12 protein-coding genes are annotated in these 17,365 nt (G+C 37.0%); 7 read left to right on the forward strand and 5 right to left on the reverse strand.

All coding sequences use genetic code 11. From position 1 onward, the window contains the following. Positions 1-702, reverse strand: a complete 702-nt coding sequence (locus ACZZZW_RS25235; RefSeq protein ID WP_055913123.1) for an N-acetyltransferase — start codon at positions 700-702, stop codon at positions 1-3. Positions 703-1,282: 580 nt separating this feature from the next. On the opposite strand from ACZZZW_RS25235, the gene ACZZZW_RS25240 reads away from it, so the two are divergent. Next, positions 1,283-1,984: a DUF4397 domain-containing protein gene (locus ACZZZW_RS25240; protein WP_055913126.1), complete on the forward strand. Its 702-nt coding sequence runs from the start codon at positions 1,283-1,285 to the stop codon at positions 1,982-1,984. A 99-nt stretch (positions 1,985-2,083) separates the two neighbouring features. On the opposite strand, the gene ACZZZW_RS25245 is transcribed toward ACZZZW_RS25240, so the two are convergent. The 4 genes from ACZZZW_RS25245 to ACZZZW_RS25260 are packed head-to-tail and all read right to left on the reverse strand — an operon-like array spanning position 2,084 to position 8,503. After that, complete coding sequence (locus ACZZZW_RS25245) at positions 2,084-3,067, reverse strand: DUF5007 domain-containing protein (RefSeq protein WP_463497566.1); 984 nt, start codon at positions 3,065-3,067, stop codon at positions 2,084-2,086. An 18-nt stretch (positions 3,068-3,085) separates the two neighbouring features. Continuing rightward, positions 3,086-3,772: a hypothetical protein gene (locus ACZZZW_RS25250; protein WP_055913132.1), complete on the reverse strand. Its 687-nt coding sequence runs from the start codon at positions 3,770-3,772 to the stop codon at positions 3,086-3,088. A gap of 26 nt (positions 3,773-3,798) precedes the next feature. Beyond that, entirely contained in the window at positions 3,799-5,313 is a 1,515-nt protein-coding gene (locus ACZZZW_RS25255) for a RagB/SusD family nutrient uptake outer membrane protein (RefSeq protein WP_463497569.1), read from the reverse strand. 10 nt (positions 5,314-5,323) lie between these two features. Continuing rightward, positions 5,324-8,503 carry a SusC/RagA family TonB-linked outer membrane protein gene (locus ACZZZW_RS25260; protein ID WP_463497572.1) on the reverse strand — a complete coding sequence of 1,060 codons (3,180 nt, stop codon included), beginning with the start codon at positions 8,501-8,503 and terminating at the stop codon, positions 5,324-5,326. Between the two features lie 555 nt (positions 8,504-9,058). On the opposite strand from ACZZZW_RS25260, the gene ACZZZW_RS25265 reads away from it, so the two are divergent. From ACZZZW_RS25265 to ACZZZW_RS25290, 6 genes are all read left to right on the forward strand, one after another. Continuing rightward, a complete protein-coding gene (locus tag ACZZZW_RS25265) occupies positions 9,059-11,476 on the forward strand; it encodes a TonB-dependent siderophore receptor (protein ID WP_463497575.1) in 2,418 nt (805 codons plus the stop codon). Positions 11,477-11,542: 66 nt separating this feature from the next. Then, the gene (locus ACZZZW_RS25270; protein ID WP_463497578.1) at positions 11,543-12,253 is read left to right on the forward strand and encodes a DUF4198 domain-containing protein; all 711 of its coding nucleotides are present in this window, start codon (positions 11,543-11,545) and stop codon (positions 12,251-12,253) included. A gap of 71 nt (positions 12,254-12,324) precedes the next feature. Beyond that, positions 12,325-13,524, forward strand: coding sequence for a PepSY-associated TM helix domain-containing protein (locus ACZZZW_RS25275; protein ID WP_463497580.1), 1,200 nt, complete (start codon positions 12,325-12,327; stop codon positions 13,522-13,524). A 23-nt stretch (positions 13,525-13,547) separates the two neighbouring features. Next, positions 13,548-14,486, forward strand: coding sequence for a DUF6607 family protein (locus ACZZZW_RS25280; protein WP_463497583.1), 939 nt, complete (start codon positions 13,548-13,550; stop codon positions 14,484-14,486). A gap of 132 nt (positions 14,487-14,618) precedes the next feature. Further along, on the forward strand, positions 14,619-15,758 hold the full coding sequence (locus ACZZZW_RS25285) for a M28 family metallopeptidase (RefSeq protein WP_463497587.1): 1,140 nt from the start codon (positions 14,619-14,621) through the stop codon (positions 15,756-15,758). A 172-nt stretch (positions 15,759-15,930) separates the two neighbouring features. Further along, entirely contained in the window at positions 15,931-17,007 is a 1,077-nt protein-coding gene (locus ACZZZW_RS25290) for a DUF5694 domain-containing protein (protein WP_463497589.1), read from the forward strand. Positions 17,008-17,365 lie beyond the last annotated feature (358 nt).

Raw genomic sequence — 17,365 nt, forward strand, 5'->3', positions numbered from 1 at the left:
CTATTTATTAAATAAAAAGGTAAATAAAAATAAAAGGGCTTTTAAGCCTGTTTTGGGCTTAGGTTTAACAACTAAACGTTGCTTGATGCGCATAAAACGCTCATATAATTTGGGTTTCTTTTGCAGTTCTTCGGCAAATTGTTTGGCCACTTCATGTTTCTTTTCAGCAGGATCGTAAAGCATGGCGGTGCACATACAGTTTTTACGTTCTTTCATCTTTAGAATTTCAAAGTTGACGCAGCTCTGGCAGCCTTTCCAAAATTCTTCATCCTGGGTAAGTTCGCTGTAGGTTACAGGTTCGTACCCCAAATCAGAATTGATTTTCATTACCGCCAAACCGGTTGTTAAACCAAATATTTTTGCCTTTGGATATAACCTTCTGGATAAGCCGAAAATCTCATTTTTAATGGCTTTCGCTAATCCTGCTTTACGGTATTTAGGACTTACCACTAAACCACTATTGGCCACAAACTGACCATGGCTCCAGGTTTCTATATAGCAAAATCCTGCCCATGAACCATCTTTGTGGAAAGCAATAACCGATTTGCCTTCTTGCATTTTATTGGAAATGTATTCTGGCGAACGCCTGGCAATTCCTGTTCCACGAGCTTTTGCAGATTCTGCCATCTCGGTAACTATTTCTTCTGCAAATACACGATGTTCAGGAAGTGCGACCTGCACTATAAATTCGTTAATATCCATTCGTTTTCTAACGAAAAATTATAAGTATTCTTGTTAATTGGGTTTTTAGAGAGGATCAATTCCTCGTTACGTTTAGTGTGGGTACTAAATACGTGGAGTGAAATTTTGCCGGCTTGTGGGAAAATAAAATACGGGTTGAAAATGATTAATAAACAAACCTTTCCCAGACACCATTTGTGTTGAGGAAATTGAAAGTTTATGTAAAATTTGTTTAATCATTTCTTGCGTATTAAAACGGCTTTAACTCTATTGAGGTGCAAAGGTTTAAATAAAAATCGAGTTACACAATAATATCGTGATTTTTTTATGTTAAGCTTTTGGTTTTATTAAACTAATCTGACTTTATTGGCCTATAATGATGCTTTAAGGAATGTAATAAGTTTCACTTCTATTAAATAGCCAGACCTTTTTAGCTATTAAAATTATCATTGTTAAATAAATTGATTAAACTTTAACATCTGCTTAACATCATTTAACATCCTGCTATGCCGTTTAAACCTAATATTTGTATGCCTGTAGCGAATGCTACTTAGGTATCGTTTTATTGATGTTCCATAAAAAATAAATCAAATTTAAAAACATGAAGAATTTTACTCCATTTCATTTCAAACCACTTACTTTCCTTTTTATAGCCGCACTAATTGCATTAACTTCTTGTAAAAAAACAGAAACCGCCGATCCTACAATAGCTTATATCAGGGTAATTAATACTTCTCCATCTTTGGCAACATATAATGCCTATTTTAATGGAAACTTAGTTAGTACGGCAGCTTTGCCATTTGGCGGTTCTGCATCCTATACCTCATATGCTGCAGGTGCTTATAGTTTAAAATTTACCACTGCCAGCAGTTCTGAAAGTATATTAACCAAAACACTGGCACTAAGTGCAAGCACTTACAATTCATCTTATCTGATCAATAAACCTGGCGCATTGGATGTTTACACCATTGGTGATGACCTATCGCTGCCGGCAACGGATAAAGCATACATCCGTTTTATCAATTTATCGCCAGATGCACCTGCTCTTGATTTAGCAAAAACTAGTGCCACTACCACATTAATTACCAATAAAGCTTTTAAAAATGCAAGCGGATTTATTGCCGTGGATGCAGGAACCTACACTTTTGATGCAAAGGAAACTTCAACAGGAACAGTTAAAGCTACCTCTGCAAGCACAACTTTTATAGCAGGATATCATTATGATGTGATCTGTGGTGGTTTGGTAACACCAGCAAATGACACAGAGCGGGCATTAAGCCTCCAAGCGATATTGATTAAATAATCAGAATTGTATAAATATTAAAAAAGGGCAATTTTCGATATGAAAATTGCCCTTTTTATATTTATAATTCAGTAACAGGCGGTTAAGATGAGGCCTATTTTATTTTTTGGTAACATCAGGAAATTTTACTTGAATTACATACGTTCCTTCTAGTTTCAATTGCCAAGACCATCTAGGGTTTACAGAAAAAGTACCAAGAGATGCAGGAAAATTATCAACAGTTACAAACTGACTAGGAATTCTATAGTACATCAAAAAGCCCCAATCGGTAGTTGGTGTAACATATTTTGTAAGCGGGAACGGCGCTACTTCAAAGTCGCAAATCATCGCAGTATCAGTTTTGATTACCGGATTAAACTTTGCATAGTTTTCAAAAATTGGCCTATCGCCCCTTTGAATAATCTCTCCAGCTTTTGGATTAAATACTTTTCCATTTTTATCAACCATTTTCAAAATCGCTCTTGCTCCTTGATTTGAAATTTTAGTACAGGTAATAATAGGATTTTTCATTGGCGTGGCAGCTCCACTGATATCGTTAAATGCATTTGCTACGTTATCTGTAATGGTAAATAAGTCATCTAATTCAGGATCTACCACATTAATTGTAGCCAGTTTAGGAAAAAGCTTTGTGCCGGTAACATTGGTCATTTCCACATCAAAAATATATTTACCTAACGGAATGTTAGTTGATGCCCTGTTAAACGTTAATTGTCCGCTATTTTCGTTGAAATACATTGGCAATCTTTTTACCAATTCGCGTTTTTTATTTAAAAGTTCAACTGTTACATCCTTTTCCGGATCGAAACTGGTACCTTCTTTAAATACCAAAATTTCATATTCCTTAGAAAATTCTGCAGGTGCGGGCGAGCCATCCTCTTTTCTTAAATTTAGCAATTTAAATGTATAAGGAGGCGTAGAACCATCTGCATTGATTCTGTCTGACTGGAAAAGGATTAACCCCCTCTTTGCAAAGATATTGTTATCTTTATAACGGATACCATTACTCTGAAAACCCTTCTCAATTTTTGTGCAGGCGTACATGCTTAATACAAACAGTACACCTAAAATATATTTAACTTTCATCTTAATTAAAGTTTATGGTTAATTTCCTAATGGTTGTCCGTTGAAAAACAACCTGTGATTACCGTTTAAAACATGAACTATTCCAGTTTTTGTAATTATTCCGGAGGTTTGCACATCTTCAGCTTTATCTCTCTGATTATCTGGTATGGCATTTAAATCCGGCTCTTTATCATCTCTTGTACCTATTACTTTGGTATAAGTAACATAATCTACGTAATTTAAGTACTGAGTGTATTCGAAAGACCGCCTAAATTTTATCAAATATTGAACATTTGGCACAGAACCCAGCAAACTATTGTACAGCTTACCTGCCAATGTAATTTGATCTCTGTTGATTTTGCCTGCAAATAGGTAGGTTTTTAACGAATCGCTCAACTCCTGTGCTGGAATATCCTTAATTCCAAAATCAAAGTTTTCTTTTTTGATCTCAAGACTTTTCTGATACTTTTTTGCTTTCACATAATCAGCAATACCATAATTTGTGGTTGCAAAAAAGGTTACATCTCCATTTACAACATCTTTTAAACCGGCTCTATCAATCACTTTAACCAACGAATCAAAATTCCTGTTGGATTTTAAGTAATCATAAGTGGTCATATCAACGTTGGCATTACTTGGGCCTCCATCTCGCTTATAGTCGTCTTTTTTACATGCCGATAAGGCCAGCAAAACAATCGCTATATATATTAAAATATTATTTTTCATGTTTTTTAATCTAAGGATCAACTTATTTATACTTTACCCAACCAATATGTGGTCTGTTTCAATAATGGATTGTTTCTAAACAAAGCAGGATCAACAGGCCAGTAAAAGCCTTCTTTCCTAAATCTTTCAACTGGCAGCCAGTCTACCACATTTGAATACCTCCTGGTACGCAACAAATCATAAAAAAGGTGGCCTTCGAGGAACATTTCTCTTGAGCGTTCTGTAATGTATTCATCCATAACATCACTTACAGATAAGCCATTCTCTACCAATACAGGATTAGGATCGTTTCGTCTTCTAAAAGTATTGATAATTGCTGTAGCGGTAGCAGCATCTCCTTTATAAAGTGCAATTTCGGCTTTTAGCAACCGCATATCGCCCAATCTGAAGATGATGATGTTGTTGCTTAAGTAAGGATTTAATTTCTGGCCCGGATTTCTGTAAATTACGTTGCTGTATTTAATACACACTGGCTTTTCAGGCAAGGTAACATCAAACCCTTTCTTATACCGGATATCGGTATCAGTATAAAAATTATTAAAGTAACTTGGTACCACGTAATACCTTGGGTTATTTCCATAGCCTTTAACATAAGATTCGTTTAGGAAGGAACCTCCAACAGAGCTGTTTGAACCTTCCAATGTGTTTTCGCTTACATTAATTTCAAAAATACCCTCTGTAGTACGACCAATAAAAGTGTTTTTATAATTTGCAGTATCTGTTAAAGCATAGCCTCCTTTGCTGATTAATGTATTGATTGTGGTATCAGCACTATTTACATCAACTAAGTTTGGTGCATCTGTTGTAATGTTAGACATCGTTGCTCTCCACAAATACAAATGGGCTAAAAGTGCATAGGTAGATCCTCTATTGGCTGTAACCTTTGCATCCCCGCTGTTCGCATAGGTCCAGCTTAATAAATTAATCGCTTTATGGCAATCGTCCTCAATCAGCTTCATAACTTCAGCTTTTGGTCTTCTAGGAAGTTGAGGTGCATTTAGTGGATCTTCATAAGCTTCGGTAACCACTGGTACATCGCCCCAAACCCTCACCATCATAAAATAACTCAAAGCCCTTAAAAAATAAGCCTGACCTAACGTATTATTTCTAAATTCGGTTGGATCATCTTCTGCAGATAACTCAGAATTGGTCATTGCGCCTACCTTTGATAAAATCGTGTTAGACATGGCAATGCTTTTATAGTAAAGCGTGTAATTGGCTAAAGAATTTAAGTTATATTGAAAGGTAAAATCACCTCCTTGAATCCCTTCAAGCCCGTCACCTGTATACTGTATGGTAAAATAGTTCTTAGCTATCGCATCGCCATACATGTAATATCGGTTGTTTTTATCGGTTATAGCATTACGTAACAATGCATAATTACCTGCTACAGCACTTCTTACATCTTTAGAGGTTTTCCAAAACGTTTGCTCGTATGGTGCATCTTTGGGCTCTTCGTAAAGCAGTTTTTTACATGCACTGGTAGTTACTATAATAAGTATAGTAATTAATATGCTGAATTTTGTAAGTATATTTTTCATGTTAATGGTATTAAAATTGAACTTGAAGACCTAGCGTGTATTTTTTAGGAATTGGATATCCATTTCCATTATATTCACCATATCCGTTTACACCTTCTGCATCTGGGAGTTTTTTCGATTGTTGGAAGATGTGTACATTATCCATAATCGCAAATATTTTAAACTGGCTTAAACCCCATTTTTTCAATGTTCTTGGATTTATATCATAACCGATATTGATACTCTTAATCCTCAAGTAACCACCCTTTTCAAGGAAAAACGTTTGAGCTCCGGTATAATAGTATCTGTAGGTTCCTAAATCGTATTTAGCGTATTCGGCGTTATCGCCAGGATTGCGCCAAATATTTATCTTATCTAAATCAGGGGTAGAAAAACTTGCAAAATTTGCTACAGCATTGCCATCTTGTGAATTAGCAAAACGATCAGAATCAAATAAGTTTAATACATCTCTTTTTAATGTAAAGGTTGCAAAAATACCAAGCGAGAAATTTTTATAGCTAAAGTTGTTGGTCCAACCGCCGGTAAAGCGTGGATTTGGATCGCCAATTGGCATTTTATCAGGATTAATACCATCATTGAAAATATCAACAAAGTAATCGCCATCTAAATCAGCCAGATAAAAATCTCCTTCGTTGAAAGTTCCATTGCTATTGCGGTAACGCTCACCGGTAAAGGGGTTTTGCGGAATATTTCCGGTACGTGAGAACACACCTTTTGTTTGATACAAATAAAATGCATTAATTGGGCTTCCCACTGATAAAATATGTGTTTTATCAAATCTATCTCCGCTCAAAATAATATCCCGCCCGCCATTAGGCAAACTCATGATCTGGTTTTTGTTGTAAGAAATATTAAATGAAGTATTCCATTTAATTACCTTGCTGATTGGGGTTGCATTGAAGGTTAACTCCATACCAGAATTACGTACCGAAAAAGCATTGGTATAGGCAACATCATAACCAGATGTAGCCGGTAAGTCTACGTTAAATAATTTATCCTTTACCTCTTTATTGTATACATCAAAGGTTAAAGCATATTTACCATTTTGAAATTCTAAATCGGTACCAATATTCCATTGGGTAGATTTTTCCCAGCTTAAATCTTTCTGGGCTACGCCATTCCTAAAGTTGGGCGTAATAGCAGTAACGCCATTGTATGAGGTGGAGCCACCGTTACCAGAAAACCCGCCATTATTTACAAGATAGTTGTTGTACTGAACGTATGCATTATTTAGATCTTCATTGCCTGTAGCACCATAACTTCCCCTGATTTTTACTAAAGTAAAAGGATTATTGGTGATGTTTTTCATGAAATTCTCTTCCGATAATATCCATCCTACTGATATAGAAGGAAAAACACCATATTTATTGTTTTCACCAAAGCCAGATGATCCATCAGTTCTGAGTGTTCCGGATAACAAATACTTATCTGCATAATCGTAATTAAAACGGCCATAATAAGCAATTAGCCCATGTGCGCGGTATTGCGAGTTGGCGAAAATATTGGCCTGCTGAAAGCCGGTTACAACTTGTATATTATCTGATGCGCCACCAGAACCGCTGGCCTGGGTATTTTGATATTGATCGTATTCAATATCCTGCCCCACTACCGCGCTTATCGAATGCTTACCAATTTTGCCATTATAGTTTAAATAGTTGGATGTTCTTAAGCCAACTCTAGTTGATGAAAAACTGGTTGCACTATTGCCAAAACCATTGTTTAACAAACTACTTAGACTGGCATCCCTACGGGTATTATCAGCTTTGTAAGATGATTGAGAATTTAGGGTAAAGTTTTTGTTAAATTCGTAAGATAAGTTCAGGTTAAAACTAAACTGGTTACTGATGTTTTTATCCAGGTTTTCGCTGTTTGGGCTCACAAAAAAGTCGAGTTTTTCAGGCGAAAGATTGATCAGTGATGAGGGTAAATTTCCAGACCCGATTTTGGTTGGCTTGGAAGGATCATTTGGATCTTCGTTACCACGGGCTCGGTCAGCTCTAGAATAAGCAAATTGTGGATTAATGGTCAACTTTTTATTCAATGCTTTTGAAGTTAAGTTAATTCTACTGCTGTAGCGCTTAAAACCTGTTCCTTTTACAACCCCTTCTTCGTTATAATAACCACCGCTAAAACGATACGTCATCCCATTTTCCGAACCCCCGCTTAAACTTATATTGTTATCATTAATTCTACCTACCTGATAAAAAAGATCCTGCCAATCAGTATTGCCATTGAAAGCCGGGTTTAAACTATCCGTAAGGAGGTATGGGAGCTGTCTTCTCTGGTCATAATTAAGCTGACGCTGTAAAACTTCCATTTTTTGCCTGCGTTCCGTACTGCCGATAGTTGCCTCTCGTAAGTTGGGTCGTTGAACAAAACCAAAATAGCTGCTTAAATTAACTTTAGTATCGCCACTCACTCCTTTTTTAGTGGTGATTAAAATTACACCATTTGCAGCTCTAGAACCATAAATAGCGGCGGCTGAAGCATCCTTTAAAACATCGATAGATTCGATATCGTTCGGGTTAATTCCAGCTAAATAATTTGTTCCTGTTCCGGTATTTGGCGGCACAAAATCATCTGAAGATTGAGGAACACCATCAACCACATATAAAGGAGATCTAATTGTATTAAACTGATCATAACTGGTACTAGCTGTAGAATTACCACGTACTGATACTGTAGGCGCTACACCTGGCTGACCGGTAAAGTTTTGAACATTAACACCAGAAAGCCTGCCCTGTAGCAATTGATCGAAACTAGCTGCCGGTAAATTAGCCAGTTCTTTTCCCGAAATACTGGAAATAGAGGCCGTAGATTTTTTCCTGGTTATTTTCTGATAACCAATAAGCACTACCTCATCCAGCGTTTTATTGTCATCCTGCAGAGAAAAGTTTATGGTACCACTCGCCGTAACTGTTTTTTCAACAGTAACAAAACCGACTATCCTGGCCACTAAAACTGCCTTGTCGCTTTGTACCATTAAGCTAAACTTTCCATCAGCATTGGTTGATGTACCGTTTTTTGTCCCTTTTTCCAAGATCGTTACACCCGGGATAGGTTTATCATTTTGATCTAAAACAGTTCCTTTTATTGTTTTCTGTGCAAAAGCGAGCCAGGGAATTAATAAATAAAAAAATGTGGCCGCTAAAAATTTCACATAGGGGTGTCTTGTAGAATTTTTTTCCATTGATGATTAGTTAGTTACGTTTGATTACAAAGTAAAAGTATCAGTAATTTTACGTAGCCCTTACCTCTTTTTTAACTAACAGACACCATATTTTAACCTAATAAAATTGCGCAGAACAATATTTAATTTCATAAAAAATGACATTTACAATCTATAATGCGCCATAACCCCATTTAAACGCTATTTTTCTTCCAAAATCCATCATATTTTGTTAACGAAAAAACTAGTTAAAATCAGCTAAAACTTATCAATTGAGCAAAAGCAGAAAATAGTTGAAATCACACTACTAAAACGTTAAAGTGATCGCCCGATAAGAAAATACACGCTTTGTCATTTAAACGCAAATAACAATCAAAATCCTGTTATTTAGAATAAATCAAAATAATTTGGATAATACGATTTTCTACCGTTATTTTGCAGCTGTTTAGAATTAATCCAAATAAATACGGACATGTCAAAAATCGCATTAGCTGTTCCACAGTGAATATTAGGTTAAGAACCTTCACTGGTAGTGTTACTTACAAATTTTAGTTAAAACCAACAATACAATCAAAAATGAATAAAATTAAACCCATTAGCTTAACGTTCTTACTCACTCTTTTCAGTCTATTTTCATTTGCCCAGCAATCCGGAACAATTAAGGGTAAGGTTAGCACCTCTAATGGAAAACCCGCTGCATTTATCTCCATCGGGTTAAAAGGCAAAGGTTTAGGCACAACATCTGATGAAAGCGGTAACTATACCATAAACCGAATAAAGCCAGGCACTTATACCATCAAAGCTACTGCGGTTGGTATTGATGCATCTGAAAAAAGCATTACAATCGTTGCTGGCGAAACTAAGACGGTTGATTTTATACTCAAAGAAAACGATCAGGTTTTGGAAGAGGTTACCGTTGCCGGAATAAACAAAAAGTATAAAGTAAGCTTACCTTCTGCTACGCTTAGGTTAAATGAACCGCTATTGGAAGCTCCCCAAAACATTCAGATTGTAAGTAACCAGATCATTAAAGATCAACAAATTATTAGCATGAGCGATGGTTTGATCAGAAATGTAAGCGGTGCAGTGCGCCTTGAACACTGGGGAGATTTATACACAAATGTTTTAATGCGTGGATCGCAAATTCAGGCCATGCGCAATGGATTTAATGTTGTTTCTTCTTACTGGGGGCCGCTTACTGAAGACATGAGTTTTGTTGATCATATTGAATTTGTAAAAGGACCAGCGGGCTTTATGTTGGGCAACGGCGATCCGAGCGGAATGTATAATGTGGTTACCAAAAAACCTACAGGTTTAAACCAGGGTGAGGTTTCTTTTACAGCTGGTAGCTTCGACCTTTACCGCACAGCAATTGATTTTGACCATAAGCTAACAGCAGATGGTAAATTTTTATTCAGGTTAAACGCCGCAGCACAAAATAAGGGATCATTCAGACCGTTCGAAAAAAACGACCGTTACAGTTTTGCTCCCGTATTAAGCTATCAAATTACACCGAGCACCAAATTAACAGCAGAATATACTTTGCAGAATGCAAAAATGACCGAAGTTGGTTCTTATTATATTTTTAACGCGGCTGGTTATGCAAGTTTACCACGAAATTTTACTTTAACTCAACCTGGTGTACAACCAACAAGGATTAATGACCATAGTGTTACGTTAAACTTGACACAACAGCTGGGCCAAAACTGGAAACTTACTGCGCAGGCCGCTTACTACAAATATTTACAAAACGGATCAAGCTCATGGCCATCAGTGGTTAATGCAAATGGAACACTTATCCGAAACGTTGGAATTTGGGATGCCGAAAGTACAATGAAATTGGCCCAGTTATTTGTTAACGGAACTGTTAAAACCGGTGGCATTGTGCACCGTATTTTAGCCGGGTTTGATGGTGGCAAGAAAAGTTACCTTGCAGATTGGGGTCAATCACATGATTTAGACCTTGCCAGTGCTCCATTTGATGTTTATAACCCTAATTATGGCTTCCCTTCAAACGGTTATCCAAACTTCGACCGCAGCACACCTTTATTACAAAGGGCAATTGCGGCAGGAGGCCTGATGGATCAAAAATACCTGAGTGGTTATGTGCAGGATGAATTAGGATTTTTTAATAATATCGTCCGCTTAACCCTGGCCGGCCGTTATACTTACGTTAACCAATCGGCATATGGAAGCCCGGCAGATAAAGCCAAGCATGTAACCCCAAGGGTTGGCCTAAGTGTATCTGTAGATAAAAACACCTCGGTTTATGCGGTTTATGATGAAGCTTTCACGCCTCAAACCGGCTTTTTCCGCGATGGCTCTACCGCAAAACCAATTACCGGAAACAACAAAGAATTTGGGATAAAGAAAGATTGGTTTGATGGCCGCTGGAACACCACCTTATCTGTATACAGAATTACAAAACAGAACGAAATTACGGGAGATCCGCTTAATAAAGCAGGAGAAACCTTTAGCATCGTTATCGGCGAAAAAAGAGCCCAGGGGGTAGAGTTTGATTTGCGTGGAGAATTAGCCAAAGGCTTAAACCTGATTGCAAATTACGCTTACACAGATGGTAAAGTAACCAAAGTTGCAGATGGGGTATCAGGTGTTTTTGTAGGCCAGGTTGTACCGGGTTTCTCCAAACATACCACCAATGCATGGCTAACCTATTCATTGCAAAACGGCCTGCTTAAAGGTGCGGGTATTTCTGGAGGATTTACCTACCTGGCAGGCAGAGCGGTTGGCACATATAGCGGAGAAAACGCCAATGAAAATCTGCCTGACTACTTTAAATTAGACGGTGGTTTATTTTGGGCCAACAAAAAAATAAAGGTAACTGCTAATGTATTTAACGTTTTAGATAAGTATTTATATAGCGGTGCTTATTATACCAATTATTGGAACGCACCCAACTACGATCAGGCAGTTTACTCTTGGCAAGCTGAAGCACCAAGAAATTACAGAGTAAGTATAGCCTACAAATTTTAATTAAAATCCACCATGGGAAACTGGATCAGATCAGTTTCCCATGATTTAACCCCTAAAACGGAAAACATGAAAACGAAAATCTCATTATTATTCTTCTTTTTAGCGTTTGGCATCTCGAGCGCATTTGCACATGCTTTATGGATAGAAACCGCATCAACTGGCAAAAAAGGACAAGCACAGGAAGTAAAAGTTTTTTTTGGCGAATACGAAAGCAACGAACCCGATTCTGCAGCCAAATGGTTCAGTAACCTAAAAGCATTCAGCTTGGTTTTAACAGCTCCAAATGGAACCACTACCGTATTAACAAGCTCACCTGATGTTCGTTTTTTTAAAGCTAGTTTTACTCCTGATCAGGATGGTTCTTATAAACTATCTGTTGTACATGAGGTAGCTGATATTTATGAAAAAGCCAAAATAGAATATTATGCTTTTGCCGATGTAGCAGTAGGAAATGCAAAAATAAATACGCTTTATCCCTCAACAGCGGCATTAACCATCAGGCCTGATAAACATACTTTAAAAGTAGGTGAAACATCAGTTCATCAGGTTATTTATAACAAAACTCCTTTTGCAAAACAAAAATTGACTGTTGTTAATACTGACCGTAAAGCACAACCTACCGAAACAGATGCTGATGGAAAGTTTACTTTTAAACCCGAGCAAAAAGGAAATTACTTCTTTGAGGCATTTACTGAAGAGAAAAAACCAGGGAAATTAAATGGGAAAGACTATGATAAAGTTTGGCATTTAGTAACCTATACTACTGAAGTTAAGTAGTTATAATTTTTACAATAGGCAAAACCAACTGATCATAAAATTCAGTTGGTTTTACATTCCACAGCTTGCTAATGGCAATAACAAAAACTCCAAATCAATCTAAAAACAAGAAATCGCGTTTAAGGCGGATAAGCGACTGGCTGCACCTGTGGCTGGGTATTGCATCTGGTTTAATTGTGTTGATGTTGGGTATTACCGGATGCATTTATGTTTTTCAGAAAGAAATTACAGAGCTGATTCATCGCAAAGCATATTTTGTTGAGGTACCTGCCGATGCGAAAACCTTACCATTAAGTTTACTACAGGCAAATGCCGAAAAAGCTTTGGGAAACAATAAGAAAATCAGTTTTATTTCTGCCTATAAATCGCCGGAAAGGGCTTGGGAATTCGGCACCTACAAAGCGGGCAATCCTAAAGCTTTCTGGTATTTCGATTCTATTGATTATTATGATCTGGTATTGGTAAATCCGTACACAGGTAAAGTAACCCTTGTTGCCGACCATAAATATGAGTTTTTTGCCGTAGTAAAAATGATCCATTGGAGTTTGCTGATCAATCATCCCATTGGGCAGCAGGTAATTGGATGGTCTACCTTCATATTTGTATTCCTACTTATTTCAGGTATGGTAATGTGGTGGCCTAAAAACCTTAAAAAATCAAATTTCGATAAAAGTTTTAAGGTAAAATGGAAAGCAAAATTTAAACGCATTAATTACGACATGCACAATGTACTTGGCTTTTATGTAATGCTAATCTGCCTTATGCTGGCCTTAACAGGCATGGTATGGTCATTTCAATGGTTCCAGAATACTGTTTACGTGGTGGCTTCAGGGAGCGTTACACCACCAAAAGTGGTAGAGGTTAAATCCGACTCCACAAAAAGTATCAAATCCATTCCCTTTGATGTTGCTTTCGATAAGGCAAAAGAAATTTTTAAAAATGAAGACCGTATTGGCATGTCGCCTGCTAGCGGAGGCACCGCAACCATTTATGCTTCAGGTTACCGTGGTGAAGAAACCTATTGGAATTATGACGTGCTTCAGTTTGATCAGTATTCTGGTAAATTATTGCATAGAACCAATCAATCTGAAAAAAATGGAGGTGAAACAGTAATTGGAATGAATTACGACATCCATGTAGGGGCCATTTTGGGCTTACCCGGAAAAATAATGGCATTTTTTGCCAGTTTAATTGCAGCAAGCTTGCCGGTTACCGGATTTATCATCTGGTGGGGCAAAGGAAAAAAGAAAAAAAAATACGCAACAGCGTAATACTTAAAAACCAACTGAATAATATGAAAATTGTAAATTTCATTGTTGTATTAATAGGTTTATTCACCTTTAATGCAACCGCTCAAACCAAAGTAGAAAGCCTGGAAGAAAAATTTGAAAAAGATAGAAAAGCAATAAAATCTTTAGCTGGTTTTTATGAAGTAAACTTTAATTATGGAGAAGTTACCTCTCCTGATCCAAATTACAAATTCAGCAAACCTTATGAAAGTCATGGCAACGAATGGGCAGAAATTATTGTAGACGAACCTAAACGCATTGTTATCCAGCACATGCTGGCCATTAATGATACGACGGTAATTAAGCACTGGCGCCAGGATTGGACCTATGAGGATACCGATATTATGCTTTATACCGAGGGCAATGCTTGGAAAAAAGGGAACTTAACCCCGGCTGATGTAAAAGGCAAATGGACGCAAAAAGTTTACCAGGTAGATGATAGTCCACGCTACCAGGGTTATGGAACCTGGAGCCATGTTGGCGGACATGATTCATGGTCGAGCGAAACAGATTCGCCCCTGCCAAGAAGAGAATCTACAGTACGTAAAGATTATAACGTACTCAACAGGGGCAGCCGGATTACCATTACCAAAAACGGATGGATGTTTGAGCAAGACAATAAAAAAATTATACGTGCTGCCAATGGAGATAGATTACTGGCAATTGAAAAAGGATATGAAGAATTTACAAAAATAGACCCTAAAACTTTCGCCTATGCACAAAAATGGTGGGCTAACCAGCATGCCTATTGGGCTGATGTTCGTGGGGTGTGGGCTGATATTATCGGTTCGAAAAACACATTTAAAGTTCAAACAATGGCCAATGGCAAATTACTTTACGAAACACTTTTTAGTTTGGGAGATCAATCTATTAAAGAAAAATGGACGGTAAGCCAAAACAAAGAGAAAATTAAAACTGCTTTACAGCCATACCTGGTAAAGTAAAAATAATTCATTATATTGATGGTTGATGATTAACGGTTGAGGCTGTTAGCATCAACCATTTTTTATGCAAAACCTCGTAGCTTTCAAAAACCTACGAGGTTTGACAACTAATTTATTTTATTAAATTTCGGGATGAAAAAATGTGGCTTCATCTTCTTTTTATTTCTGACAATTAACTGTTCTGCACAAGATTCTACCTACACCAGAAATGTAATTAACACACTCACTTCAAAACAATTTTGGGGCAGAGGTTACACAAAAGATGGAATGAAAAAAGCCGCAGATTACCTTACCGCAGCATACAGTAAAATTGGCTTATTGCCAATGGGAACTACATATAACCAACATTTTAATTTCCCGGTTAATACCTTTCCAGCAAAAATGAGCTTAGCCATTAACGGCCAAAAACTTATTCCTGGTAAAGATTTTATTGTAAACAATGAAAGTCCGGGCATTAAGCAAACCGCAAACTTAACTCAAATCGATAGCTTTAATTATCAAGCATCACCGCATTTACAAGTTGTATTAAAAGATAAACTCACCTGGTCTGTAGCTACAGAATTAGGAACTTCGACAATTATTCAAGTCAACAAAAAACATTTTACAACCCTGCCAAAAAAAATCAGTGTCGAAATCGAAAATAAATTTCTTCCCAAATTTGATGCAGCTAATGTTTGTGGTTTTGTTAAAGGAACTAAATTTCCCGATTCTTTACTAATTATTACGGCCCATTACGACCATTTAGGTGGATTGGGTGCCAATACTTATTTCCCTGGTGCCAATGATAATGCTGCTGGTGTGGCAACTTTATTAAGCCTTGCCAAATATTACGCGGTGCATCCGCAACCCTATTCTATTGGTTTTATTTGTTTTGCTGCCGAAGAAGCAGGTTTATTGGGATCAAGGTATTTTGTCGAAAATCCATTAGTCCCATTAAGCAAAATTAAATTTCTCATTAATTTAGATTTAGTGGGCACCGGCGATGCGGGCATGACAGTTGTTAATGCATCGGTTTATCCAAAAGCGTTTAGCCAACTCAATGCTATAAATAATCAAAACCATTATATTTCTAAAATAAATTCAAGAGGTAAGGCAGCTAACAGCGATCATTATTTCTTCACCGAAAAAGGTGTTCCGGCATTCTTCATTTACACACAGGGCGGTCCGCCGGCCTACCACGATGTATTCGATAAACCAGAAACTTTGCCGCTTACAGCTTATAAAAATCTTTTTAAATTAATCGTTGGTTTTAACCAAAAACTAATGGAATAGCTTCTTTTGCAGGACGAAAGCTTGAAACCGTTATGCAAACCCATAATTTCGAATACCCAACCATTGAAATCGATTTTTTTCTGATTGGGATAATATTTTAAACCGTTGGGATAAATAAATTTAGCAGCAAAGCGCGTATGCTCATCTTTGAATCAACAAAAACGAAACAACCATGAGAACTATACAAAAACTTAGCCTTGCATTTTTATTGTTAATTGCTGTTGCAGTTAAATCCAATGCTCAAAACCAGATCGAAATTGTAATTGTTGGCTCTTCCCACGACAATTCTAAATCAACACAAAATTTTCAGGCCATAATTGATAAACTTAAAAATTTTAAACCGGATATGGTTTTTGGCGAATACCTGCCAAGTGGCGATTACGCTAAATTGGAAGAAAGCCATTGGGCAAAAAAATCATTTAGAAAAGGACATAATTATTTAGAAAAATTAAATCCCGAATCTCCAAAAAATCTTGATGCACAGATTAAAAAAGGTCAAAAAGCCCTCTCCTCATTCGCCTACTACCATAAAACCAGGATGAACTTAGCGGTTAATTATACCAAAAACTGGGACAGAGGAAATGCTGATTACCAAATTTTTGTACTCGAAAATTACATGAAACCTAGTTTCGGCAAAGAAGAGCAGGCAGAATACGCAAAGATGTTCGGCAATACCGATTCATTAAAGAAAAAAGGATTTTACAGAGCAGGAAGTGAATACAGTAAAATCTACTTTCCACTTATTTACCAGCTAAAACAAGATCGGATTTACAATATGGATTGCCAGACGTATGATAAACCATGGAATGAGGCCTGGGGCAAAACAGATTCGTTATACAAAATTTTAATTGGCAAAGCGAAAGCCGACACTACATCGCCAGAAGCAGCTACAGTTAAAGCCATAGAAAAATATTGGGCTTACAGCGATGATGAATCAAAGGTTTTCAATGCCGATCCCTATGCTGGCATGAACTCCGAAAAATACGGTGATTTGGATGAAGCCTGGAATTTTTATGGAGGCCGTAACTTTTATGGTTATGCGGGTTTCCCTACTGAAGAAGTAAAAGACATGATAGCACAATGGACGTTAAGAAATGAAGGCATGTGCAAAAACATCATCGAACAGGCCAAAGCCAAAAATGCAAAAAGGGTAGTTGTTGGAGTGGGCGCATCGCACCGAAAATGGATGGAAGAAATTTTAGCAAAAAACCCTGAAGTTAAAATTGTGAATTATAACGATCTCCACTAAACTTACTAAATCGTATTAAGAGACGCTATCATAAAAGGATTTTCTCCAGAGGTCATATCAAGTTGTGCTGCCGAAACACCGTAACAGGTACTTCAGCCCATCATAAAACCCAGGGACAACAAATCTATAATTATGATAGCGTCTCTTTTTTATTGTAATTTTTTTGTGCGTATTTGCAAAAAGCATTCAACTGTACTACTTTTACCTAAAGATTTAGTTATATTTTCAGTTGATGCAACATTTAAGTCCTTTGTGCGTCTACTGATAAATTGCTTTATTCATCATCCATCACATTTTTTATAGCGTTCATCACATTTATTTATCCCTGAAAAAAATAGCCAATACTTTAGGCTATTCA

Source organism: Pedobacter sp. AC379, assembly GCF_979258145.1.

What these genes read in the sequence shown, in the direction of transcription:
- ACZZZW_RS25235 (WP_055913123.1), bottom strand. Translation starts at nt 702, where the DNA reads ATGGATATTAACGAATTTATAGTGCAGGTCGCACTTCCTGAACATCGT.
- ACZZZW_RS25240 (WP_055913126.1), top strand. Translation starts at nt 1,283, where the DNA reads ATGAAGAATTTTACTCCATTTCATTTCAAACCACTTACTTTCCTTTTT.
- ACZZZW_RS25245 (WP_463497566.1), bottom strand. Translation starts at nt 3,067, where the DNA reads ATGAAAGTTAAATATATTTTAGGTGTACTGTTTGTATTAAGCATGTAC.
- ACZZZW_RS25250 (WP_055913132.1), bottom strand. Translation starts at nt 3,772, where the DNA reads ATGAAAAATAATATTTTAATATATATAGCGATTGTTTTGCTGGCCTTA.
- ACZZZW_RS25255 (WP_463497569.1), bottom strand. Translation starts at nt 5,313, where the DNA reads ATGAAAAATATACTTACAAAATTCAGCATATTAATTACTATACTTATT.
- ACZZZW_RS25260 (WP_463497572.1), bottom strand. Translation starts at nt 8,503, where the DNA reads ATGGAAAAAAATTCTACAAGACACCCCTATGTGAAATTTTTAGCGGCC.
- ACZZZW_RS25265 (WP_463497575.1), top strand. Translation starts at nt 9,059, where the DNA reads ATGAATAAAATTAAACCCATTAGCTTAACGTTCTTACTCACTCTTTTC.
- ACZZZW_RS25270 (WP_463497578.1), top strand. Translation starts at nt 11,543, where the DNA reads ATGAAAACGAAAATCTCATTATTATTCTTCTTTTTAGCGTTTGGCATC.
- ACZZZW_RS25275 (WP_463497580.1), top strand. Translation starts at nt 12,325, where the DNA reads ATGGCAATAACAAAAACTCCAAATCAATCTAAAAACAAGAAATCGCGT.
- ACZZZW_RS25280 (WP_463497583.1), top strand. Translation starts at nt 13,548, where the DNA reads ATGAAAATTGTAAATTTCATTGTTGTATTAATAGGTTTATTCACCTTT.
- ACZZZW_RS25285 (WP_463497587.1), top strand. Translation starts at nt 14,619, where the DNA reads ATGAAAAAATGTGGCTTCATCTTCTTTTTATTTCTGACAATTAACTGT.
- ACZZZW_RS25290 (WP_463497589.1), top strand. Translation starts at nt 15,931, where the DNA reads ATGAGAACTATACAAAAACTTAGCCTTGCATTTTTATTGTTAATTGCT.